Genomic DNA, 21,853 nt, shown 5'->3' with positions numbered 1-21,853 from the left:
ATCCCCGGGACCTCCCCGAACATCAGATAGGCCCAGACCATGGTCACCGGCGGGGTCAGGTAGAGCAGCGCCGAGACCCGCGTGGCGCCGTTCCTGCGCAGGACCAGCAGGTACGTGCCGTAGCCGCCGAAGGTCGAGAGCAGGACGACCCACGCGACCGCGCCCCAGAACCCCGGGTCCGCGGGGGGAGCCGCCTGCCCGAGCACCCCGGTGACCGGCCAGAACAGCGCTGCGGCGGCCGTCACCTGCAGGGCCATCGCGACCAGCGGGGTCTCCGGCGGGTTCCACCGCCGCTCCAGCAGCGTCCCCGCGGACAGCGCCAGCGTGCCGCCGAACGGCAGCAGGAAGGCCCACCACGGCGCCGTCCCCGGTCCCAGGTCCCCGGCCACGACCAGGGTCACCCCGACGAGCCCGGCGCCCAGCCCGATCCGTTGGCGGCGGGTCGTGTGCTCGCCGACCAGCGGCCCGGCCACCGCCACGACCAGCGGCTGCAACGCGGCGACCAGGGCCGCCGTGCCCGCGGGCACCCCCAGCGCGACGCCCGTGACGACCCCGCCGAGGTAGAGCGCCTGGCCCAGGGTGCCCAGGAGGGCCTGCCGCCCGACCGCGCCGCGGGGGATCGGCCGCCGCGCCACCAGCACGGCACCCCACAGCAGCGCGGCCGCGATCAGGTACCGCCAGGCCAGCAGCGTGTCCACCGGCGCATACCCGGTCCCCAGCTCGGCCCCGACGAACCCCGAGCTCCAGAACAGCACGAACAGAATGGGCATGCCCTGCAAGTAACCACACCGGTCGGTATACTCGCAGTGTATGGAGACCACCCCGGCGGGCGAGCGGCTGATCGCCGCGGCGAGCAGGCTGTTCTACCGGCAGGGGATCCGGGCGGTGGGCGTCGACCTGATCGCCGAGACCGCGGGCGTCACGAAGAAGACGCTCTACGACCGCTTCGGCTCCAAGGACGCGCTGGTCGCGCTGTACCTCGAGCGGCGGCGCGGGGTCTGGCAGGAGTTCCTGCGTGACCGCATGACCGGCCGTCCGCTGGTCGACGTGTTCGACGTGCTGGCCGACTGGCTGCGCGACCAGGACCGCGGCTGCGCGTTCGTGAACGCCTACGCCGAGGTCGGGGGCACCGGGCACCCCGCGGAGGCGGTGATCCGGGCGGAGAAGGCGCAGATGCGGGCGTGGCTGGTGGCGCGCGCCGCGGCCGAGGGGCTCCCGGAGCAGGTCGGCGAGCAGCTGCACCTGCTCTACGAGGGGGCGACCGTCCTGGCCACGGCGGGCGGCGTGCCGGACGCCCCCGCGCGGGCCAAGCGCGCCGCGCTCACCGTCTGCGGTTCTGCACCCACCAGCGGATCAGCAGCGTGAGCGAGGCGAGCAGCATGAGCAGCACCACCGCCTGACCGAGCGGTGAGGACAGGCCGGTGGGATCGGACATACCGGTCAGGGTAGCCACGTGGGCGTCGCGCCGCCGTAGTCCGGCTCCGACGGCCAGTGCAGCCGCCGCCCGTCGACCGTGCCGGGCGGGGAGGCGATCGTGAACGGCCCCAGCGACTCCAACCACGGCGCGGGGTCCACGTCGACCGCGTCCGGGTCGGTGCGCGGCAGGCGCTGCAGGTGGGCGGCGGTGCCGGCCAGGGCGAGCCGGACGTGGTGCGTGCCGCCGGACCGCCGCTGGGCGGCGACGGCGAGCAGGGCGCCCGCCGCGCCCAGGTAGCCCGTCGCGTGGTCGAGCACCTGCGCGGGCAGGGCTCCCGGATCCCCCTCCACCAGCGCGATCCCGCACGCGGACTGGACGAGCGAGTCGAACCCGCGCCGCCGGGCCCAGGGCCCGGTGTGGCCCCACGCCGACAGCGTGACGACCACGAGCCCCGGATGCCGCTCCGCCAGCTCCTCGGGGGCCAGCCCGAAGCGGTCCAGGGACCCCGGCCGGTAGCCGGTGACCAGCACGTCGGCCCCCGCGACCAGGTCCTCCAGGGGGAGCTCGGCCACCGCGGACCGCTTGCCCGGCAGCGTCTCCCAGGCCTGGACCTCGATCTCCGGGCGGTGCGGCGGGTCGATCCGCAGCACGTCCGCGCCGTGCGCGGCGAGGGTGCGGGTGGCGACCGGCCCGGCGATCACCCGGGTCAGGTCGAGCACCCGCAGCCTGCCCGGCGGCCGGGGTGCGGCCTCGCCGACGACCCGCCGCTCGACGAGGGGCAGGGCCCCGGCCGCGACCCCGGCGTCCGACGCCGCCCACTCCGCCTCCGTGCGGGTGGCCGCCGCGACCCCGCCCGCCTCGTGCAGGGCGGTCTCCAGCGGCACCTTCTCCCAGGTCCCGATCGCGGCGCGGACCTCGTCGAGCCCGGCGTCCGCGGTCAGACCGAGGACCCGCCGGGCCGCCTCCGCGTGCCACGGGTAGTTGGCGTGCAGCCGGATCCAGCCGTCCGCGGTGCGGTGGAAGGCCGAGAGCGGGTCGAACAGGCTCCCGGGCGCGACCCCGACCTTGCGCAGGTACCGCTCGCTGCGCAGGACGACCGCGGCCTGGCGGGTGTCGATCGCGACGGGCCGGTCGGACGCCGCGAGCAGGGCGGCGCCGATCGCCGCGGTGCCGAACGCGGTGACCGGGAACCGACTCCCGAGCGTCCGGTCGGGCCCCGTGGTCGTCAGGCGGCCCGGCGCGGCGGGATCGCCGCCCAGCTCGGCCCACACCTGCTCGATCATCGCGACCCGATCAGCTGGGCGACGCCGTCGAGGATGCGCGTCAGCCCGAACGCGAACCGGCTGTCCCGGTCGCCCTCGGGATCGTCGGTCTCGGCGAACGCGCCCCCGGTGAAGGCGGCGATCAGCGCCGGGAACCGGCCCGGGTCCAGGTGGGTGGTGAACAGCCGCTCGTAGCTGTCGTCGTCCGCGACCTCGGCGCCCGCGAAGATCACGTCGCCGAAGACGTGCGCGTTGATCAGCAGGATCACCTGCAGCTTCTCCGGCTCGGACAGCGGCGTGGCGCGCAGCGCGCGCAGCCCGTGCTCGAGCCAGGTGAGCTGGTGGGGCGTCGCGGGGGGACCCAGGACGGGCAGGGTCTGCAGGATCCACGGGTGGGCGCGCATGCGCGCGCAGGTGCCCCAGGCCCAGCGTTCGACGGCCGGGCGCCAGTCCTCGTCCGGCTCCGTCTCGCGCTCGGGCGGCGGGCCGACCGCGGCGTCCTGCATGTGCAGGATCAGCTCCTCCTTGCTCCCGACGTGCCGGTAGAGCGACATCGTCGTGAAGCCGAGGGCCTTGGCGATCCTGGCCATCGACACGGCGGCGAGCCCCTCGGCGTCGGCCAGGGCGATCGCGGCCGCGACGATCCGGCCCAACGACAGACCTTCGCGGTCGTCGGGCCTGGCCGTCCAGACGGCTTCCAGGGCGTCCATCGACTCGATCCTACGACGTGTGTATGGCATATACTCGTGTGTATGGCATACACAATCGAGGTCGAGGGGCTGCGGAAGTCCTTCGGGGACCGCCCGGTCCTGGCGGGGATCGAGCTGCAGGTGGCGCCGGGCACCGTCGCCGCCCTGCTCGGGCCGAACGGGGCGGGCAAGACGACCACCGTGAAGATCCTCTCCACACTGCTGCGCCCGGACGCGGGCCGCGTGGTGGTCGCAGGGGTGGACGTCGTCGGCGCGCCCGCCGAGGTCCGCCGCCGGATCAGCCTCACCGGCCAGCACGCGACCGTCGACGAGGTGCTGACCGGCCGGGAGAACCTCGTGATGATGGGGCGGCTGCGGCACCTCACCAAGGCGGTCGCCCGAGAACGGGCACAGGCCCTGCTCGAGCGGTTCGACCTGGTCGAGGCCGCCGACCGGAGGGTGTCGACCTACTCCGGGGGCATGGCGCGGCGGCTCGACATCGCCCTCGGGCTGGTCGACGACCCCGTCGTCCTGTTCCTCGACGAGCCCACGACCGGCCTCGACCCCCGTTCCCGGCGAGACGTCCGGGACACGGTGGCGGAGCTCGCGGCCTCGGGCGTCACCGTGCTGCTGACCACGCAGTACCTGGAGGAGGCCGACCGGCTGGCGGACACGATCTCGGTCCTCGCCGACGGTCGGATCGCCGCCGCGGGCACCGCCGACCAGCTCAAGGCGCTCATCGGCGGCGAGACCGTCGAGCTGGTGCTGCCGGACGAGGCGGCGCTCGCCGCGGCCTCCGCACTGCTGGTCGGCGGCCGGGTCGACGGGCTCTCGCTGCACGTGCGCACCGACGGCACGGCCGCCGGGGTCCGCGAGGTCCTGGAGGTGGTGGCCGGGGTGCCGGTGCTGCGGGTCGCCGTGCACCGCCCGACCCTCGACGACGTGTTCCTGCAGGTGACCGCATGAGCGCCTACTCGAAGACCCCCGGCCCGCTGCTCGACGTCGCCGTCCTGCTCGGGCGCAGCCTGCGGCACTCCGCGCGCAGCGTCGACGCCACGATCTCGGCGATCGTGCTGCCCCTGCTGATCCTCTGCGTGTTCGTGTTCGTCTTCGGCGGCGCGATCGACCGGGGCGGTGAGTACCTCACCTACGTCGTGCCCGGGGTGATCGTGCTGTGCGCGGCGTTCGGCACGGCGTCGACCGCGGTCGCGGTCAACCAGGACATGACGACCGGGGTGATCGACCGGCTGCGGTCGCTGCCGGTCGTGGGCTCGGCGGTGCTGGCGGGGCACGTGGTCGCCTCCGTGGTGCGGAACGTCGTCTCCACGGCCGTGGTCGTCGCCGTGGCGGTCGCGCTCGGGTTCCGGCCGGTGGCGTCGCTGTCGGACTGGGTCGCCGTGCTGGGTCTGCTGGTGCTGTTCATGGCCGGGGTGTCGGCGCTGTCGGCGGCGTTCGGGTTGCTCGTGTCCTCGGTCGAGGCGGCGGGCGGGCTGTCCTTCGTGCTGCTCTTCCTCCCGTACGTGAGCAGCGGTTTCGTGCCGCCGGAGACCATGCCCGCGGTGCTGCGCGGGTTCGCGGCGCACCAGCCGATGACGCCGCTGATCGAGTCGGTGCGGGCGCTGCTGCTCGGGACGCCGGTCGGGTCCTCGGCCTGGCTCGCGGTGGCGTGGTGGGGTGGCTTCGGGGCGCTGGGCGTGGTGGCCGCGGGGCTGCTGTTCCGTCGCCGTGCGCGGTGAGTCCGTGCGCCGAGTCCGTGCGCCGAGGTCCGTACGCTGGGGCCGTGCGACTGAGCCAGTTCCGGACCCTGATGCACGACGAGTTCGGCGAGATGCGGGCGGGTTCGCTCGCCCGTGACCACGTGTTCTCCGAGCTCGGCGGGCGGACGGCCGACCAGGCGATCGCGGCGGGGATCGACCCGAAGCGCGTCTGGGAGGTCATCTGCGTGGCCTACGACGTGCCGCCCGCCCGGCGGCTGGGCCGGGACGACTGACCCGGTCCTCGGGACGTCGGGCGGGGCGGTCGGGCCGCTGGGCGCGGCAGGGTAGCCGATCGGCGTGTCGGGTTCGCTTCGAACAGGCGTTCGGCTACGGTGTTGTCCACACCCGGCCCCGGCCGTCCACAGCGGGGGCGTGAGTGTGAGAACTGTCGGTGGGCTCCAATACGGTTCCTCCGTGGCTCCCCGGAAGACGTCGAACACATCCACCCCGGCCCCGTCCCGCACCGAGCGAGGTAGTCAGATGAGCACTCCCGACCGCGAGAAGGCGCTCCAGCTCGCCCTCGCCCAGATCGAGAAGAACCACGGCAAGGGTTCGGTCATGCGCCTCGGCGACGACACCCGCCCGCCGATCGGCGTGATCCCCACCGGGTCGATCGCGCTGGACGTGGCGCTCGGTGTCGGCGGGCTGCCTCGCGGCCGGGTCGTGGAGATCTACGGGCCGGAGTCCAGCGGTAAGACCACGGTCGCGCTGCACGCGGTGGCCAGCGCGCAGGCCGCGGGCGGCACCGCCGCGTTCATCGACGCGGAGCACGCGCTGGACCCGGAGTACGCGAAGGCGCTCGGCGTCGACACCGACGCGCTGCTGGTCTCGCAGCCGGACACCGGTGAGCAGGCGCTGGAGATCGCGGACATGCTGATCCGCTCCGGCGCGCTGGACATCATCGTCATCGACTCGGTGGCCGCGCTCGTGCCCCGCGCCGAGATCGAGGGCGAGATGGGCGACAGCCACGTCGGCCTGCAGGCCCGGCTGATGAGCCAGGCGCTGCGGAAGATCACCGGTGCGCTGAGCCAGTCCGGCACCACCGCGATCTTCATCAACCAGCTGCGCGAGAAGATCGGCGTGATGTTCGGGTCCCCGGAGACCACGACCGGCGGCAAGGCGCTGAAGTTCTACGCGTCCGTCCGCCTGGACATCCGCCGCATCGAGACCCTGAAGGACGGCACCGACATGGTCGGCAGCCGCACCCGGGTCAAGGTCGTCAAGAACAAGGTGGCGCCGCCGTTCAAGCAGGCGGAGTTCGACGTGCTGTACGGCGTCGGCATCAGCCGGGAGGGCTCGCTGATCGACGTGGGCGTCGAGCAGGGGATCATCCGCAAGTCCGGTGCCTGGTACACCTACGAGGGCGACCAGATGGGGCAGGGCAAGGAGAACGCCCGGAAGTTCCTCAAGGAGAACCCGGACATCGCCGCCGAGGTGGAGAAGCGGATCAAGGAGAAGCTCGGCATCGGCGCGGTGCTCGACGCGGACGTCGACAAGGTCGAGCCGCTGCCTGCCCCGGTCGACTTCTGACGGTGGGATCGGGCACGACCCCCGCCTCCGGGCGGCGCCTGTCGATGGACGACCTCGCCCCCTCCGCCCGTGCGGAGGTGGCGGTGGCGTCGTTCGACGACCCGACCGACGAGCCCGCCGACGAGGGTGGGGGACCGGCGGAGCGCACGCGATCGGGCCCCGCCGCGGTCGCGGACTTCGGCGATCTCGCCCCGGCTGCGGCGCCTGCGGACGGGGCGCCCCGGGACCCGGGGGGACAGGACTCGCCAGCACAGGACCGGGCAGCACAGGAGCCGGCCGGTCCGCGCGCCCCGACGCTCGTCGAGTTCGGCGAGCTGGCGGCGCCGAACCGGCAGCCGCCCGCCGAGCTGGGCGGGCTCGCCGCGCCGGTGGAGGGGGCTCCCCGGCTCACGATGGAGGACCTGCGCTTCGGGCGGTCGACGCGCGGGCGGGGCTCGGGTCGTGAGGCGCCGTCGCGCGGCCGCGCCGGGTCGTCCCGGTCGCGGCGCACCTCGGACGACGCGCCGGCGCTGGACACCGAGTCCGCGGCCTGGGAAGCGGGGGAGTTCACCGCCGTCGGAACGGACCCGGAGCGACCCACCCGTGAGCGTGGCCGCGGTCGCGCCCGCTCGCGGCGGGAGCGCCCGCAGGAGCCGGTCGAGGACACCCGCAGCCCGGAGGAGCAGGAGGCCGCGGCCAAGGAGATGTGCCTGCGGCTGCTGACCGACCGGGCCCGCAGCAAGCACGAACTGGGCGTGAAGCTGAAGCAGAAAGGCGTCGCGGACGAGATCGCCGAGCGGGTCCTGGAGCGCTTCGACGAGGTCGGCCTGATCGACGACGAGGCCTTCGCCGGGGCGTGGGTGCGCTCGCGGCACCGCCACCGCGGTCTCGGCCGCCGCGCGATCGCCCAAGAACTGCGCCGCAAGGGCGTCGACCGGGAGGTCGCGGACGAGGCGCTCACCGAGGTGGACGACGAGGCCGAGGCGCTCCGCGCCCGCGAGCTGGTCGACCGCAAGCTCCGCACCGCCCGGGTGGACGGCCCCGACGAGCGCCGCAAGGTCGGCCAGCGCCTGGTCGGCATGCTCGCGCGCAAGGGGTATCCGTCGAGCATCGCCTACAGCGTGGTCCGCACCGCCCTCGCCGAACACGGCGCGGACGAGGACGAGCTCGGCCCCGCCGCGGACACCTGAGCCCCGCCGTCGGGGCCCCGGGCAGCCCCTTGACGCTTGGGACGCCCAAGCGTCACTCAGCGGTGCTTGGGCGTCCCAAGCGTCAGGCGCCCGCTGCACCGCGTGGTGCTTGGGCGTCCCAAGTGTCGCTGGGTGGTGCTTGGGCGTCCCAAGCGTCAGGCCTTCGCGGCGTCGCGTGACGCTTGGGCGTCCCAAGCGTCACTGACCGACGCTTGGGCGTCCCGAGCGTCAAGGGGGCTGGGGCGCTGCGTGGTGCTTGGGCGTCCCCAGCGTCAGGCCCTCAGCCGAGGAGCCGGGTGAGATCGTCCAGGACCAGGTCCGCGCCGAGCGGGCCGAGGCCCAGGAACCAGACCGTGTCGTCGACCTGCTGGGCGTGCCCGGCCGCCACCGCGGGGATGCGGGCCCACAGCGCGCCGTTCACCACGGCGTCCTGGCCGGTGGTCTGCGGGTCCCCGTAGCTGGAGTAGAAGATCCGGTCGCCCGCGGCCTGGTCGATGCGTTCCTCGGAGATCTCGGTGGCGAGCTCGTCGAAGTCCTGCGTCGGGGGACGGGGGAGCCCCACGTCCTGGAGGATCACGCCGATGAACGACAGGTTGCCGTAGAGCCGCAGCCGCCCGGGCATGAACCGGACCAGCGAGATCGTGGGCGGGGCGCCCGCCAGCCGCTCGCGCACCGCGTCCGCCTTGGTCTGGTAGGCGTTGAGCAGCTCGACGGCCTTGTCCTCCTCGCCGAGCGCGGCGCCGACGAGCCGCAGGTTCTCCTTCCACGGGAACCCGGGCCGGATGCTGAGCACGGTCGGCGCGATGGCCGTGAGCTGCGGGTAGAGCTGTTCGACCCGCAGCGCACTGCCGAGGATCAGGTCCGGCTGCAGCGCCGCGACCCCTTCGAGGTTCAGCGGGTCCAGCGGTCCGAGCCGGGTCACGCCGGGGATCCGCGGCTCCAGGTAGGGCGAGACCTTCCCGTCCGGGCTGGCGACGCCGACCGGGGTGATCCCGAGCGCGAGCACGTCGTCGAGCTCGCCGGTGTCCAGGACGACCACGCGGGTGGGCTTGGCCTCGAGTCGGGTCTGCCCGGCGGAGTGCGTGATCGTCCGGGGGAAGACGCCGGGCGCGACGTCCGCGCCGAGTGCCGCGGTCGCCGCGTCGGCCGTGGAGAACCGGGCGCCGCCGGTCGCGACGTCAGTGTTCCCCGATCCGGACACGGCGGGTGCCGCGCACCCGGCCGTCAGCGCGGTGATCAGGAACAGGAGTGCGGTTCGGGAGCGCCAGGACGTCCGGGGGGACGCCGGGTGGCGGGGGAGTGGGGACATGGGACCTCTCCAGAGGATGGGGAGGTGGTGGGTGGTGGCGTCGTCCGGGGGAACGGGGTGGAGCAGGGTTCAGCCGCCGCGCAGCCGGGCGGCGAAGAACCGGTGGACCTCGGGTTGGACCTGCAACCCGCGGTGGCCGATGCCCGGGAGCACCGCGAAGTCGACGCCGATGCCGTGGGCCTCGAAGTTCGCCCGCAGCGACCGCAGCCGGTCGATGCGGGTGTCGCCCCCGGCGTCGAGCCCGGGTTCGGCGATCTCCCGGGTCTCGGTGTCCGCGGCGCCGACCACCATCTGGACCGGCACGCGGCGCAGCCCGTCCACGTCGACCGGGCGCCCGAACCGCTCGAGGACGTCGGCGGTGCCGAGCCACCAGGGGGTGTCCGGGTCGATCCGGGTGACCCGACCGGGCGCGCCGATCGACACCGAGGCGAGCCGCTCGGCGTGCAGCAGCGCGAACCGGTGGGCGAACTGGCCGCCGCCGGAGAAGCCGTGCAGGTGAAACCGCCGCCCGCCGACGCCGATCTCCTCGAGCATCGCGAGCAGGACGAGGTCGTAGCGGGTGCCGCGGAAGGCGAGGCGCTTGTAGCCGGAGAGGTCGCCGGGCTCGTCGGCCCCGGCGGGGAACAGCGGCGCGACGACGAGGCAGTCGTGCTCCTCGGCGAACCCGCGGTAGGCGTCCCGGTAGCGCTCGGCCATCCGCTGCGTGCCGTGGACGACCACCACGACGTGTCGGGGTTCGGCCGGGACGTAGAGGAAGTAGGAGAACCGGCGGTCGACCTGGGCGGCGAAGAGCGGGGAGGGTCCCCGCGAGTCGAGCGCCGTCGTCATGTCGCGAACACTACAGTTCCTGTAGTGGCGACGACAACGCTCCTGGAGCGGATCCGGGCGGTGCGGCTGACCGCGGCGGAGCAGCGCGTGGTGGACCACCTGCTGGGCGCCCCGCGACAGGCCATCTTCAGCACTGCCGGGCAGATCGCCGAGGCCGCCGGGACCAGCGACGCGACGGTGGTGCGCACCGCCCGCAAGCTCGGCTACGACGGCCTGCCCGGCCTGCGGGAGAGCCTCACCGACCACGTCGTGGGGGTGACGGGTCCGGCGGTCCTCGCCCGCGCCGCCGCGACCGCCACCCCGGAGGGCGTGCTCGCGCAGGTCTTCGCCGACGCCGCGGACCGGCTCGCCCGCACGGCCGCGGCGGTCGACGCGCGGGCCTTCGAGGCGGCCGTCGAGCTGCTGGTCGCGGCGGAGGAGGTCGTGGCGTACGGCATCGGCCCGTCCGAGCTGCTCGCGCGCTCGCTGGCGCTGCGGCTCACCCGCGCCGGTCGCCGGGCCCGCGCCACCGGGGCCTCCGGCTTCCGGCTCGCCGACGACCTCATGGGCCTGCGCCCCGGCACGGCCGTGGTGTTGTTCCTGCCGGGCCGCCGCACGGTCGACGCGGAGGTGGTCCTGCAGCACGCCCGCGCCACCGGGGCGAGCTCCCTGCTGGTCACGGACTCGCTGCAGCTCCCGGCGGACGTCACGCTGCCCGCCGCGCACGGCACCGGCGACCTCACCGGCGAGACCCTCACGGCGGGCGTCCTCACCGACGCCCTCCTCCTCGCGGTGTCGGCCCGGGACGAGCAGCGCGTGGTCGCCGCCGACCAGACCCTGACCCGCCTGCGCGAGTCCCTTACCCGCGACCGCCCCTGACCAGCACGAACCCTCAGCGACTGGTGATCACGGCAGGTGAAGATCATCAGGCGCCCAGGGTCGAGCGAACCCGCTCCGCCGACCCTGAGCGCCTGGTGATCGTGCGGGGGCTTGATCACCAGGCGCTCAGGGTCGGCTGTGCCTGCGCTCCCAACCCTCAGCGCCCGATGATCACTGCTCGGGGCGGTGCAGGACCTGGACGTCCGCGGAGAGGCCGCCGATCGCGTCGACGGTGCTCACGAAGTTCAGCAGCACGTCGATGAAGGCCTGGGCGGCGTGGGTGGGGGCGATGTCCGTGCGTCGGGCGAGGGCGACGGTGCGGTAGAGCGGCGGGGTGAGCACCGTGCGGCGCAGCCGGGGGCGCCCCGCGAACACCAGGTCCGGCACCACGGCCACGCCGGTCCCCGCCTCGACCAGGCGCAACACCGCGTCCATCTCGCCGCCCTCCACGGCGAACTTCGGCGTGACGCCCGCCTCCCGGTAGGCCTCCAGCGTCACCTCCCGCAGGTCGTAGCCCTGCCGGACCATCACCAGCGAGCGCCGGGACAGCTCGGTGACCGTCATCGACCCCCGGGACGACGGCGGCCGCCCCGACCGCGGCGAGGCCACCGACAGCCGCTCCCGCAGCAGCGGCAGGGTGTGCAGCGCGGGGTCGACGCCGGACGGCGGCACGATCACCAGCGCCACGTCCAGGGCGCCGCGGGCGAGGTCGCGGACGAGGGACTGCGAGCCGTTCTCGGCGAGCTCGAGGTGGATCTCGGGGTGCCGTTCGTGGAAGAGCCGGAGCACGTCCGCGAGCAGCCCGATGCACATCGACGGGGTGGCGCCGACCCGCACGCGACCCGTCCGCAGGCCCGCGAGCTCGGCGACCGCCGTGCGGGCGGTGTCCATGTCCGCGAGCATCCGGCGGGCCAGGGGGAGGACGGCCTCGCCCGCGGGCGTCAGCGAGACGGTCTTCCCGCGGTTGACCAACGGCGCCCCGAGATCGTCTTCCAATGCCCTGAGCTGGCGAGACAGTGTGGGCTGCGCAACACCCACCACGTCGGCCGCCCGAGTGAAGCTGCGCACGTCGGCGACCGCGACGAAGTACGCGAGCTGCTGAAGTGTCACGCGTATAGCTTACGTGCATAGATCATGGCGTCCTCATGCATTGGACGGCATCCCCCCTGAGTAGTGCACTGGGCGCCGTGGCGACACAGGTGTCTACGGGAGGCTCGGCGAAAGCCTCCGCGACCCCGGCACGGCCCAAGCGGCCGTTGATCCCGGCGGTCCTTCTCAAGTTCGTGATGGCCCTGAGCGGTTTCGTGCTCGTGGCCTACCTCGTGGTGCACATGATCGGCAACCTCCAGATCTTCTGGGGGCCGACGGCGATCAACGGCTACGCGGAGTGGCTCCGGACCCTGCTCGAGCCCGTGCTCGGCTGGGAGGGCTTCGTCTGGGTGGTGCGCATCGCCCTGCTGGCCTCGGTGATCGGGCACATCTGGGCGGCGACTCTGCTGGCCCTGCGGGCCAAGCGGGCCCGGCCGGTCAAGTACGCGGCGGGCAACAAGGTCAAGGGCAGCTACACCACGCGCACGATGCGCTGGGGCGGCGTCATCGTCCTGCTGTTCGTGATCTACCACATCCTCGACCTCACGGTCGGCGTCGCGAACCCGGTCGGTGCCCACCTCAAGCCCTACGAGAACATCACGGCCGGCTTCGCGCCGGACCGCTGGTACGTCACCCTCTTCTACGTGATCGCGCTGCTCGCGATCTGGTTCCACCTGCGCCACGGTCTGTGGAGCGCGATCCAGACCCTGGGCTGGAACAGCAACCGCCGCGAGAAGACGCTCAAGGCGATCGCCACGGTGTTCAGCACCGTGCTGATCGTCGGCTTCCTGATCGTCCCGATCTCCGCCACGTTCGGATGGATCTGACATGAGCTACTCGGACTACACCGTCGGCGCACCGGTCGTCGACAAGGCCGCCCCCGACGGTCCCATCGAGACCCGGTGGGAGCGCCGCAAGTTCGGCGTCAAGCTGGTCAACCCGGCCAACAAGCGCAAGGTCAAGATCATCGTCGTGGGCACCGGCCTGGCGGGCGGCGCGGCGGCGGCGACCCTGGGCGAGGCCGGCTACCACGTCACGAGCTTCTGCTACCAGGACAGCCCGCGCCGGGCGCACTCGATCGCGGCGCAGGGCGGCATCAACGCGGCGAAGAACTACCGCAACGACGGCGACAGCGTCTACCGGCTGTTCTACGACACGGTGAAGGGCGGCGACTTCCGCGCCCGCGAGTCGAACGTGCACCGCCTCGCCGAGATCTCCCGGCAGATCATCGACCAGTGCGTGGCGCAGGGCGTCCCGTTCGCCCGCGAGTACGGCGGTCTGCTCGACACCCGCTCGTTCGGTGGCGTGCAGGTCTCCCGCACCTTCTACGCCCGCGGGCAGACGGGTCAGCAGCTGCTGCTCGGCGCGTACCAGGCCCTCGAGCGCCAGATCCACGCCGGCACCGTGAACATGTACCAGCGCCACGAGATGCTGGAGCTGATCGTGGTCGAGGGCCGGGCGCGCGGCGTCGTGGTCCGGGACATGGTCACCGGCGAGATCTCCTCGCACCTGGCCGACGCCGTGGTCCTGGCCACCGGCGGCTACGGCAACGTCTTCTACCTGTCGACGAACGCCAAGGGCTGCAACGTCACCGCGAACTGGCGCGCGCACCGCAAGGGCGCCCTGTTCGCGAACCCGTGCTTCACCCAGATCCACCCGACCTGCATCCCGGTCTCCGGCGACCACCAGTCGAAGCTGACCCTGATGTCGGAGTCGCTGCGCAACGACGGCCGCGTGTGGGTCCCGAAGCAGCTGGGCGACACCCGCAAGCCCAAGGACATCCCGCACTCCGAGCGCGACTACTTCCTCGAGCGCAAGTACCCGAGCTTCGGCAACCTGGTCCCGCGGGACATCGCGTCCCGGGCGGCCAAGGAGGTCTGCGACGAGAAGCGCGGGGTCGGCCCGTCGGGCCTCGGGGTGTACCTCGACTTCGACGACGCCATCCAGCGCCTGGGCCGCAAGGCCGTCGAGGCCAAGTACGGCAACCTCTTCGAGATGTACGAGCGGATCACGGGCGAGGACCCGTACGAGATGCCGATGCGCATCTTCCCCGCCGTGCACTACACGATGGGCGGGCTGTGGGTCGACTACGACCTGCAGAGCACCATCCCCGGGCTCTACGTCGCGGGCGAGGCCAACTTCTCCGACCACGGCGCGAACCGCCTGGGTGCCTCGGCGCTGATGCAGGGCCTGTCCGACGGCTACTTCGTCCTGCCGGTCACGATCGGCGACTACCTGGCGTCGAACAAGCTGCCCGAGGTCGCGCCGGACGCCCCCGAGGTCGTCGAGGCCGAGGCGGCCGTCCAGAGCCGCATCGAGAAGCTGCTGTCGATCAACGGCAACCGGACCGTCGACTCGTTCCACCGCGAGCTCGGCCACATCATGTGGGACTACTGCGGCATGGAGCGCACCGAGGAGGGCCTGCTCAAGGCCATCGACCTCCTCGCCGAGCTGCGCCGCGAGTTCTGGAACAACGTCAAGGTCCCCGGCACGGGGGCGGAGCTCAACCAGAGCCTCGAGAAGGCCGGCCGGGTCGCCGACTTCATCGAGCTCGGCGAGCTCATGTGCCTGGACGCCCTGCACCGCAGGGAGTCCTGCGGCGGCCACTTCCGCGCCGAGAGCCAGACCGAGGACGGCGAGGCGCAGCGTGACGACGAGAACTTCGCCTACGCGGGGGCCTGGGAGTACACGGGTGCGGGCTCGGCCCCGGTGCTGCACAAGGAAGAGCTGAACTTCGAGTACGTCCACCCGACCCAGCGGAGCTACAAGTGAAGGTCAACCTGCGCGTCTGGCGCCAGAAGGACCCGGTCGACAAGGGCCGCATGGTCGACTACACCGTCGACGACGCGTCGGAGGACATGTCGTTCCTCGAGCTCATCGACGTGCTGAACGAGAAGCTGATCCTCTCGGGCGAGGAGCCCGTGGCGTTCGACCACGACTGCCGTGAGGGCATCTGCGGCATGTGCTCGATGGTGATCGACGGGCAGCCGCACGGCCCCGAGCGGTCCACCACGACCTGCCAGCTGCACATGCGGAAGTTCAACGACGGCGACACGATCACCGTCGAGCCCTTCCGGGCGGGCGCGTTCCCGGTGATCAAGGACCTGGTCGTCGACCGCGGCGCGTTCGACAAGATCATCCAGGCCGGCGGCTACATCTCGGCGAACACCGGCTCGGCCCCCGAGGCGCACTCCACCCCGGTGCCCAAGGCGGCGGCGGACCGGTCGTTCTCCGCGGCGGCCTGCATCGGCTGCGGTGCGTGCGTGGCGGCCTGCCCCAACGGCTCCGCGTCGCTGTTCCTCGGCGCCAAGCTGACCCACCTCGGCGAGATGCCGCAGGGTCAGCCGGAGCGCTGGGAGCGCGTGGTGAACATGGTCGAGACGCACGACGACGCCGGCTTCGGCGGCTGCACCAACACCGGCGCGTGCGCCACGGCCTGCCCGAAGGAGATCCCGCTCGACGTGATCTCCCAGCTCAACCACGACTACCTCAAGGCCACCGTCGGCGGCCGCAAGAAGTGACCCGTGAGTGGCGATAGTCGCTCTGGCGACTATCGCCACTCACAGGTCGGTGGAGCCCGGAACCCCTGGTGGGGGCCGGGCTCGTCGTGTTGCGTGAGTACCCGCGCACGGAGTGTGACCTCCGTCTCGTGTCCGCGAATGTTCCCGACCCGACACCCTCGCGCTGTGATCTGCGTCGTACCCTCCGTGTGATCCGCACGACAGGCAACGACGCCGAACGAGGGACGACGTGTCATCCACCACTGACATGGCGGCCGGCCGCGCACAGATCGCGGCACGGACGCTCCGCACGGACCGCTGGTGGCTCCCACCGCTGCTGAACGTGGCGGGACTGGGCGCCTGGGTCGTCTACGCGACCGTCCGCGCGTTCATGCAGAACTGGTACTTCGTACCCGAGTACAACTACCTGACGCCGTTCTACTCACCGTGCGTCTCGAACGGCTGCGTGGAGCAGGCGGCGCACTTCGGCCGGTTCCTACCGGACGTCTGGTGGCTGCCGTACGCGGCGATCTCGCTGCCGTTCCTGCTGCTGTTCCGGCTGACCTGCTACTACTACCGTAAGGCCTACTACCGGGCCTTCTGGGGCAGCCCGCCCGCGTGCGCGGTGGCCGAGCCGCACGGCAAGTACACCGGCGAGACCCGCTTCCCGCTGATCCTGCAGAACCTGCACCGCTACTTCTTCTACATCGCGGCGCTGATCTCGCTGCTCAACACCTACGACGCGGTCAAGGCGTTCATCAAGGACGACGGGTCGTTCGGCCTGGGTCTGGGCAACATCATCCTGGTCGCGAACGTCGTGCTGCTGTGGCTCTACACCGCCTCGTGCCACTCCTGCCGGTCGATCATCGGCGGCAGGCTGAACCACTTCTCCAAGCACCCGGTGCGCTACAAGGCCTGGGTCGGGGTCAGCAAGCTGAACGCCAAGCACATGCAGCTGGCCTGGGCGACGCTCGCGAGCCTGGCGATCACGGACGCCTACATCATGTGCGTCTCGGCCGGCTGGTTCTCCGACCTGCGGATCGTGGGGTGAGCGGAATGGACAGGAACGTCGAGACGCACGAGTACGACGTCGTCGTCATCGGGGCCGGGGGAGCGGGCCTGCGGGCCGCGATCGAGGCCCGGCTGCAGGGCAAGCGGGTCGCGATCATCTCGAAGTCGCTGTTCGGCAAGGCGCACACGGTGATGGCCGAGGGCGGCTGCGCGGCGTCGATGGGCAACGTCAACCCGAACGACAACTGGATGGTCCACTACCGGGACACCATGCGCGGCGGGAAGTTCCTCAACAACTGGCGCATGGCCGAGCTGCACGCCAAGGAGGCCCCGGACCGCGTCTGGGAGCTGGAGACCTACGGCGCGCTGTTCGACCGCACCAAGGACGGCAAGATCAGCCAGCGGAACTTCGGCGGGCACACCTACCCGCGGCTGGCGCACGTCGGCGACCGGACCGGCCTGGAGCTGATCCGCACCCTGCAGCAGAAGATCGTGTCGCTGCAGCAGGACGATCACAAGGTCACCGGGGACTACCAGTCCCACCTGCGGGTCTACCACGAGTGCACGATCACCGAGCTGCTCAAGACGGACGGCCGGATCGCGGGCTGCTTCGGCTACTTCCGCAACGACGGGCGGTTCGTGCGCTTCGACGCGCCGGCGATCGTGCTGGCGACGGGCGGGGTCGGCAAGAGCTACCAGGTCACCTCGAACTCCTGGGAGTACACCGGGGACGGGCACGCCCTGGCCCTGCGCGCGGGCGCCACCCTGATCAACATGGAGTTCCTGCAGTTCCACCCCACGGGGATGGTCTGGCCGCCGTCGGTGAAGGGCATCCTCGTCACCGAGTCGGTCCGCGGCGACGGGGGCGTGCTGCGCAACTCCGAGGGCAAGCGGTTCATGTTCGACTACATCCCGGACGTGTTCAAGGAGCAGTACGCCACCACCGAGGAGGAGGGCGACCGCTGGTACACCGACCCGGACAACAACCGGCGCCCGCCGGAGCTGCTGCCCCGGGACGAGGTGGCGCGGGCGATCAACTCCGAGGTCAAGGCCGGGCGCGGGTCCCCGCACGGCGGGGTGTTCCTGGACATCGCCTCGCGGCTCAAGCCCGAGGAGATCCTCAAGCGGCTGCCGTCGATGCACCACCAGTTCAAGGAGCTGGCGGACGTCGACATCACCAAGGAGCCGATGGAGGTCGGCCCCACCTGCCACTACGTCATGGGCGGGATCGAGGTCGACCCGGACACCGGCATGAGCTCGGTACCGGGGCTGTTCGCCGCGGGGGAGTGCTCGGGCGGGATGCACGGGTCGAACCGACTGGGCGGCAACAGCCTCTCCGACCTGCTGGTGTTCGGGCGGCGGACCGGGCTGTACGCGGCGCAGTTCTCCGAGGGCGCCCGACCGGCCGTCGCCCGGGAGGACGTGGACGCCGCCGTGGAGCGGGCGCTGCTGCCGTTCACCACGGCCGCGGAGCAGGGCGAGAACCCGTTCGTCGTGCAGCTGGAGCTGCAGAAGTGCATGCACGAGCTCGTCGGGATCATCCGCAAGGAAGACGAGATGGAGATGGCCCTCAAGAAGCTCGAGGACATCGCCACCCGGACCCGCACCGTCGTCGTCGAGGGGCACCGGGAGTTCAACCCCGGCTGGCACCTCGCGCTCGACCTGCGCAACATGCTGCTCGTCTCGCTCTGCGTGGCGAAGGCGGCCCTGGAGCGGCAGGAGAGCCGCGGCGGGCACACCCGGGACGACTTCCCGGTGATGGACTCCGACTGGCGGCACATCCTGCTGGTGTGCAGCGCCCTCGGCGAGGACAACGTGGAGCTGACCCGCAAGGAGCAGATACCGATGCGGCCCGAGCTGTTCGACCTCTTCGAGCTCGACGAGCTGAAGAAGTACTACACCGGCGAGGAGCTCGGGGGGCACCGCGCATGAGCCACTGGCATCACTTCAAGGTGTGGCGCGGCGACCAGGGCGGCGGGAAGCTCGAGGACTACCCCGTCGAGGTCAACGAGGGCGAGGTCGTCCTCGACATCATCCACCGCCTGCAGCAGACCGAGGCCAACGACCTGGCCTGCCGCTGGAACTGCAAGGCGGGCAAGTGCGGGTCCTGCTCGGTGGAGATCAACGGCAAGCCGCGGCTGGCGTGCATGACGCGAATGAGCACCTTCGCCGACGACGAGGTCGTCACGGTGACCCCGCTGCGCACCTTCCCGGTGATCCGGGACCTGGTCACGGACGTCGAGTTCAACTACGTCAAGGCCCGCGAGGTCCCGGCGTTCGCGCCCCCGGAGGGTGTGGCGCCCGGGGAGTACCGGATGCAGCAGGTGGACGTGGAGCGGAGCCAGGAGTTCCGCAAGTGCATCGAGTGCTACCTGTGTCAGAACACCTGCCACGCGGTGCGGGACCACGAGGAGAACAAGGAGGCGTTCTCCGGCCCGCGCTACCTGATGCGCATCGCCGAGCTGGACATGCACCCGCTCGACGCGGCGGACCGCAAGGACATGGCGCAGGACGAGCACGGCCTGGGCTACTGCAACATCACGAAGTGCTGCACCGAGGTCTGCCCCGAGCACATCAAGATCACCGACAACGCGCTGATCCCGATGAAGGAGCGCGTGGTGGACCGCAAGTACGACCCGATCGTCTGGCTGGGGAACAAGCTCTTCCGCAGGTAGTCGACCCCGGCGCATTATGGAACCATAATGCGCCGGGAGAGGGCCTAAAGCCGCGTTATGGAACCATAATGCGCCGGGCGGGTCACAGGCCCATTTGTCGGCGGATCTCGGCGAGCTTGTCCTTGCCCTTCTGCTCGCGCTCCGCGAACTTCTGCTCCGCCTCCTCGACCTCGGCGGTGCGCAGCTCCTCCCAGCCCATCGCCGTCGCGGAGCGGCCCTCGATCTTGTCCCGCACGTAGTCCAGCGTCGGGACGCCCTGGTCGGTGTAGTCCGTGGCGACGGACGGCGGCGCCCAGGGCTCGGCGGTCACGGGCTCGGCCTCGACGATCTCCGCGTCGACGGGTTCGACGGGCTCGGCGGGTTCGGCGGCGGGTCTGTGCTCGGGGGTGCTCATCGGCGACTCCTCGACTCGGCTGACCCCACGCTACCGGCGTCGGCGAGACTGGCGCGGTGCTGCGGGTGCGGGAGGTCGTCGTCGTGTTCGACTCGGCGTGTCCGCGCTGCTCCCGGATCGCCCGCGAGCTGCCCGGCTGTGTGACCGTGCCGGTCCGGGCGCGCGCGTGCGCCGAGCCCCGCCTGGGCGAGATCTACCCCAACCTGCCCGCGGTCGTCGGGGCCTGCGGCGCGCCCGCGATCGGGATCCTCCGCACGGACGGACAGGTGCGGTGGTGGACGGGCCTGCGCGGCGTCGTCGGGCTGCTTCCGGTGCTGCGCCCGGGTGGGCTCCGCCACGCCGCGGCGCTGCTCCGGGAGGCCGCCCGCCGTCGGTGAGCCACGGGCGTGGCGCGCCCCCGCACCCGGCGCAGGGACTAGCGTGATCCCCGTGCCCACCGTGACGCCCTTCGGTTCCTGGCCCACCCCGATCTCGTCCGAGCTGGTCGTCGCCGCCGCCGTGCGGGTGTCCGGGGCGCGGACCGACGGAGACGCCGTGTACTGGGCCGAGGGCCGACCGAGCGAGGGCGGGCGCACGCAGATCGTCCGCCGCGACCCGGACGGCACCACCACCGACCTGCTCCCCGAGGGCTTCGACGCCCGCACGGCCGTCCACGAGTACGGCGGCGGTGCGTGGTGGGTCCGGGGCGGGGTCGTCTGGTTCGCCAACTGGGCCGACCAGCGCCTGTACCGGCTGGCGCCCGGCGGCGAGCCCGAGCCGCTGACCCCCGAGCCCGCGACCCCGCGCGCGGACCGGTACGCGGACGGTTTCGTCGCGGGCGACTCGCTGCTGCTCGTGCGGGAGCGCCACGAGGGCCCGAAGGCCACCGACGTCCGCAACGAGATCGTCCGGCTCTCGGGCGGTGAGGTCGAGGTGCTGGTCACCGGCCCGGACTTCGTCACGAGCCCGAAGCTGTCCCCGGACGGGGTCCGCCTGGTCTGGATCCAGTGGAACCACCCGTCGATGCCGTGGGACGACACCGTCCTGATGGGCCGCAACCTGGAGAACGGCGACGAGGCCTACATCGCGGGCGGCCCCGGCGAGTCGGTCATGGAGCCGCAGTGGCAGCCGGACGGCTCGCTGTGGTTCCTCTCCGACCGCACCGGCTGGTGGAACCTCTACCGCTGGGTGCCGGGCCAGGACATCACCCCGGTCGTCGTGCTCGACGCCGAGATCGGCGTCCCCGCCTGGCAGCTCGGCACCTCCCGCTACGCGGTGCTCCCCGGCGGCCGGGTGGTCTTCGCTCGCTGGTCGAAGGGCTACGACGGGCTGGCCGTCCGCGAGCCGAACGGCGAGTACGTCGAGCTCGACCTGCCCTTCTCGGCCATCGGGTCCGTGGCGCCGTACGGGATCGGCAGCGTCGTCGTGGTGGCCGGCACCCCGACCGAGGAGCCGGGTGTGCACGTGGTGAGCGTCGACGGGGACGTCGAGACCCTGCACGCCCCCCGCGACCTCGGGATCGACGACGGCTACCTCTCCGTCCCCCAGGCCGTCTCGTTCCCCTCGACGGACCCCGCGGGCGAGCCCCGCACGTCCCACGCGCTGTTCTACCCGCCCGCCAACCCCGAGCACGAGGGGCCGGAGGGCGCGCTGCCGCCGCTGCTCGTCGTGATCCACGGCGGCCCGACGGCGGCGGCGCTGCCGGTGCTCTCCGTCGCCGTGCAGTACTGGACCAGCCGCGGGTTCGGGGTGGTCGACGTGAACTACGGCGGGTCCACCGGTTTCGGCCGCGCCTACCGCGAGCAGCTCAAGGGGGCCTGGGGGATCGTGGACGTGGCGGACTGCCTCGCCGCGGCCCGCTACCTCGCCGCGACCGGGCGGGTGGACGGCGAGCGGCTGGCCATCCGCGGCGGCTCCGCGGGCGGGTACACCACCCTCGCCGCGCTGGCCAGGCCCGACACCCCGTTCTCCGCGGGGGCGGACCACTTCGGCGTCGCGGACCTGGAGGCGCTGGCCGCGGACACGCACAAGTTCGAGAGCCGCTACCTCGACGGGCTGGTCGGCCCGTACCCCGCCGCGCGCGAGACCTATGTGGAGCGCAGCCCGATCCACCACGTGGCGGACTTCCACACCCCGCTGATCGTGCTGCAGGGCGCGGAGGACGCGATCGTGCCCCCGAACCAGTCCGAGGCGATCGTGAACGCGCTGCGGGAGCGGAAGGTCCCGGTCGCCTACCTGCTGTTCGAGGGCGAGCAGCACGGCTTCCGCAAGGCGGAGAACATCACCCGCGCCCTCGACGCGGAGCTCTCCTTCTACAGCCAGGTCTTCCGCTTCGCCACCGACGTGGAGCCGGTGGAGGTGGAGAACCTGCCGAGATGAACCTCAG

21 protein-coding genes and 1 pseudogene are annotated in these 21,853 nt (G+C 72.3%); 15 read left to right on the top strand and 7 right to left on the bottom strand.

Features of this window, described 5'->3' with window-relative positions:
• Positions 1-8 precede the first annotated feature (8 nt).
• Positions 9-770: pseudogene (locus tag L3X23_RS14795) on the bottom strand (DMT family transporter); the annotation flags it as partial.
• 40 nt (positions 771-810) lie between these two features.
• Here L3X23_RS14795 and L3X23_RS14790 point away from each other — a divergent pair.
• Positions 811-1,365, top strand: a complete 555-nt coding sequence (locus L3X23_RS14790) for a TetR/AcrR family transcriptional regulator (RefSeq protein ID WP_237192763.1) — start codon at positions 811-813, stop codon at positions 1,363-1,365.
• Between the two features lie 75 nt (positions 1,366-1,440).
• On the opposite strand, the gene L3X23_RS14785 is transcribed toward L3X23_RS14790, so the two are convergent.
• Together L3X23_RS14785 and L3X23_RS14780 are read right to left on the bottom strand one after the other, a co-directional pair.
• Positions 1,441-2,700: a CoA transferase gene (locus L3X23_RS14785; protein ID WP_237192762.1), complete on the bottom strand. Its 1,260-nt coding sequence runs from the start codon at positions 2,698-2,700 to the stop codon at positions 1,441-1,443.
• Positions 2,697-3,389: a TetR/AcrR family transcriptional regulator gene (locus tag L3X23_RS14780; RefSeq protein ID WP_237192761.1), complete on the bottom strand. Its 693-nt coding sequence runs from the start codon at positions 3,387-3,389 to the stop codon at positions 2,697-2,699. The genes L3X23_RS14785 and L3X23_RS14780 overlap by 4 nt, the downstream gene beginning before the upstream one ends.
• Before the next feature lie 42 nt (positions 3,390-3,431).
• Here L3X23_RS14780 and L3X23_RS14775 point away from each other — a divergent pair, with 42 nt between their 5' ends.
• The 5 genes from L3X23_RS14775 (at position 3,432) to L3X23_RS36160 (ending at position 7,824) form a co-directional block, all read left to right on the top strand.
• A complete protein-coding gene (locus L3X23_RS14775) occupies positions 3,432-4,334 on the top strand; it encodes an ATP-binding cassette domain-containing protein (protein WP_237192760.1) in 903 nt (300 codons plus the stop codon).
• Positions 4,331-5,104 carry an ABC transporter permease gene (locus tag L3X23_RS14770; RefSeq protein ID WP_237192759.1) on the top strand — a complete coding sequence of 258 codons (774 nt, stop codon included), beginning with the start codon at positions 4,331-4,333 and terminating at the stop codon, positions 5,102-5,104. The genes L3X23_RS14775 and L3X23_RS14770 overlap by 4 nt, the downstream gene beginning before the upstream one ends.
• 44 nt (positions 5,105-5,148) lie before the next feature.
• Entirely contained in the window at positions 5,149-5,358 is a 210-nt protein-coding gene (locus L3X23_RS14765; protein ID WP_093079094.1) for a DUF3046 domain-containing protein, read from the top strand.
• Positions 5,359-5,605: 247 nt separating this feature from the next.
• Positions 5,606-6,655 carry a recombinase RecA gene (gene recA / locus L3X23_RS14760; RefSeq protein WP_093079091.1) on the top strand — a complete coding sequence of 350 codons (1,050 nt, stop codon included), beginning with the start codon at positions 5,606-5,608 and terminating at the stop codon, positions 6,653-6,655.
• Positions 6,656-6,657: 2 nt separating this feature from the next.
• Complete coding sequence (locus tag L3X23_RS36160; protein WP_308116901.1) at positions 6,658-7,824, top strand: RecX family transcriptional regulator; 1,167 nt, start codon at positions 6,658-6,660, stop codon at positions 7,822-7,824.
• 280 nt (positions 7,825-8,104) lie between these two features.
• Here L3X23_RS36160 and L3X23_RS14750 read toward each other — a convergent pair whose 3' ends face one another.
• Together L3X23_RS14750 and L3X23_RS14745 are read right to left on the bottom strand one after the other, a co-directional pair.
• Complete coding sequence (locus tag L3X23_RS14750; protein ID WP_237192758.1) at positions 8,105-9,133, bottom strand: ABC transporter substrate-binding protein; 1,029 nt, start codon at positions 9,131-9,133, stop codon at positions 8,105-8,107.
• Positions 9,134-9,202: 69 nt separating this feature from the next.
• Positions 9,203-9,961 (bottom strand): alpha/beta hydrolase, encoded by a 759-nt coding sequence (locus L3X23_RS14745; RefSeq protein WP_237192757.1) that lies wholly within the window; start codon positions 9,959-9,961, stop codon positions 9,203-9,205.
• Between the two features lie 24 nt (positions 9,962-9,985).
• Between L3X23_RS14745 and L3X23_RS14740 the strand changes: the two genes are divergently transcribed.
• Positions 9,986-10,819: a MurR/RpiR family transcriptional regulator gene (locus L3X23_RS14740; protein WP_237192756.1), complete on the top strand. Its 834-nt coding sequence runs from the start codon at positions 9,986-9,988 to the stop codon at positions 10,817-10,819.
• 171 nt (positions 10,820-10,990) lie between these two features.
• Here L3X23_RS14740 and L3X23_RS14735 read toward each other — a convergent pair whose 3' ends face one another.
• Positions 10,991-11,929 carry a LysR family transcriptional regulator gene (locus L3X23_RS14735; RefSeq protein WP_237192755.1) on the bottom strand — a complete coding sequence of 313 codons (939 nt, stop codon included), beginning with the start codon at positions 11,927-11,929 and terminating at the stop codon, positions 10,991-10,993.
• Between the two features lie 89 nt (positions 11,930-12,018).
• On the opposite strand from L3X23_RS14735, the gene L3X23_RS14730 reads away from it, so the two are divergent.
• From L3X23_RS14730 to L3X23_RS14705, 6 genes are all read left to right on the top strand, one after another.
• Positions 12,019-12,735, top strand: coding sequence for a succinate dehydrogenase cytochrome b subunit (locus L3X23_RS14730; protein WP_237192754.1), 717 nt, complete (start codon positions 12,019-12,021; stop codon positions 12,733-12,735).
• A 1-nt stretch (position 12,736) separates the two neighbouring features.
• Positions 12,737-14,680, top strand: coding sequence for a fumarate reductase/succinate dehydrogenase flavoprotein subunit (locus L3X23_RS14725; RefSeq protein ID WP_237192753.1), 1,944 nt, complete (start codon positions 12,737-12,739; stop codon positions 14,678-14,680).
• Complete coding sequence (locus L3X23_RS14720; protein WP_237192752.1) at positions 14,677-15,429, top strand: succinate dehydrogenase/fumarate reductase iron-sulfur subunit; 753 nt, start codon at positions 14,677-14,679, stop codon at positions 15,427-15,429. Before L3X23_RS14725 ends, L3X23_RS14720 begins: the two co-directional genes overlap by 4 nt.
• Before the next feature lie 247 nt (positions 15,430-15,676).
• On the top strand, positions 15,677-16,459 hold the full coding sequence (locus L3X23_RS14715) for a hypothetical protein (RefSeq protein WP_237198030.1): 783 nt from the start codon (positions 15,677-15,679) through the stop codon (positions 16,457-16,459).
• 5 nt (positions 16,460-16,464) lie between these two features.
• Positions 16,465-18,351: a fumarate reductase/succinate dehydrogenase flavoprotein subunit gene (locus L3X23_RS14710; RefSeq protein ID WP_093079064.1), complete on the top strand. Its 1,887-nt coding sequence runs from the start codon at positions 16,465-16,467 to the stop codon at positions 18,349-18,351.
• Positions 18,348-19,094, top strand: a complete 747-nt coding sequence (locus L3X23_RS14705) for a succinate dehydrogenase/fumarate reductase iron-sulfur subunit (protein WP_237192751.1) — start codon at positions 18,348-18,350, stop codon at positions 19,092-19,094. Before L3X23_RS14710 ends, L3X23_RS14705 begins: the two co-directional genes overlap by 4 nt.
• Before the next feature lie 82 nt (positions 19,095-19,176).
• Here L3X23_RS14705 and L3X23_RS14700 read toward each other — a convergent pair whose 3' ends face one another.
• On the bottom strand, positions 19,177-19,488 hold the full coding sequence (locus L3X23_RS14700; RefSeq protein WP_237192750.1) for a hypothetical protein: 312 nt from the start codon (positions 19,486-19,488) through the stop codon (positions 19,177-19,179).
• 56 nt (positions 19,489-19,544) lie between these two features.
• On the opposite strand from L3X23_RS14700, the gene L3X23_RS14695 reads away from it, so the two are divergent.
• The gene (locus L3X23_RS14695; protein WP_237192749.1) at positions 19,545-19,865 is read left to right on the top strand and encodes a hypothetical protein; all 321 of its coding nucleotides are present in this window, start codon (positions 19,545-19,547) and stop codon (positions 19,863-19,865) included.
• Between the two features lie 52 nt (positions 19,866-19,917).
• Positions 19,918-21,846: a prolyl oligopeptidase family serine peptidase gene (locus tag L3X23_RS14690; protein WP_237192748.1), complete on the top strand. Its 1,929-nt coding sequence runs from the start codon at positions 19,918-19,920 to the stop codon at positions 21,844-21,846.
• Positions 21,847-21,853 lie beyond the last annotated feature (7 nt).

It is taken from the genome of Pseudonocardia sp. WMMC193 (assembly GCF_021728735.1).
In the GTDB taxonomy this organism is placed as follows: Bacteria; Actinomycetota; Actinomycetes; order Mycobacteriales; family Pseudonocardiaceae; genus Pseudonocardia; species Pseudonocardia oroxyli.
This window is presented reverse-complemented; position numbering and strand designations above follow the sequence as displayed.

Excerpts from the sequence above, each read along its gene's own strand:
- L3X23_RS14700 (WP_237192750.1), bottom strand. The coding sequence starts at position 19,488 with ATGAGCACCCCCGAGCACAGACCCGCCGCCGAACCCGCCGAGCCCGTC.
- L3X23_RS14705 (WP_237192751.1), top strand. The coding sequence starts at position 18,348 with ATGAGCCACTGGCATCACTTCAAGGTGTGGCGCGGCGACCAGGGCGGC.
- L3X23_RS14745 (WP_237192757.1), bottom strand. The coding sequence starts at position 9,961 with ATGACGACGGCGCTCGACTCGCGGGGACCCTCCCCGCTCTTCGCCGCC.
- L3X23_RS14715 (WP_237198030.1), top strand. The coding sequence starts at position 15,677 with ATGGCGGCCGGCCGCGCACAGATCGCGGCACGGACGCTCCGCACGGAC.
- L3X23_RS14790 (WP_237192763.1), top strand. The coding sequence starts at position 811 with ATGGAGACCACCCCGGCGGGCGAGCGGCTGATCGCCGCGGCGAGCAGG.
- recA (WP_093079091.1), top strand. The coding sequence starts at position 5,606 with ATGAGCACTCCCGACCGCGAGAAGGCGCTCCAGCTCGCCCTCGCCCAG.
- L3X23_RS14750 (WP_237192758.1), bottom strand. The coding sequence starts at position 9,133 with ATGTCCCCACTCCCCCGCCACCCGGCGTCCCCCCGGACGTCCTGGCGC.
- L3X23_RS14710 (WP_093079064.1), top strand. The coding sequence starts at position 16,465 with ATGGACAGGAACGTCGAGACGCACGAGTACGACGTCGTCGTCATCGGG.
- L3X23_RS14775 (WP_237192760.1), top strand. The coding sequence starts at position 3,432 with ATGGCATACACAATCGAGGTCGAGGGGCTGCGGAAGTCCTTCGGGGAC.
- L3X23_RS14725 (WP_237192753.1), top strand. The coding sequence starts at position 12,737 with ATGAGCTACTCGGACTACACCGTCGGCGCACCGGTCGTCGACAAGGCC.
- L3X23_RS14780 (WP_237192761.1), bottom strand. The coding sequence starts at position 3,389 with ATGGACGCCCTGGAAGCCGTCTGGACGGCCAGGCCCGACGACCGCGAA.
- L3X23_RS14785 (WP_237192762.1), bottom strand. The coding sequence starts at position 2,700 with ATGATCGAGCAGGTGTGGGCCGAGCTGGGCGGCGATCCCGCCGCGCCG.
- L3X23_RS14770 (WP_237192759.1), top strand. The coding sequence starts at position 4,331 with ATGAGCGCCTACTCGAAGACCCCCGGCCCGCTGCTCGACGTCGCCGTC.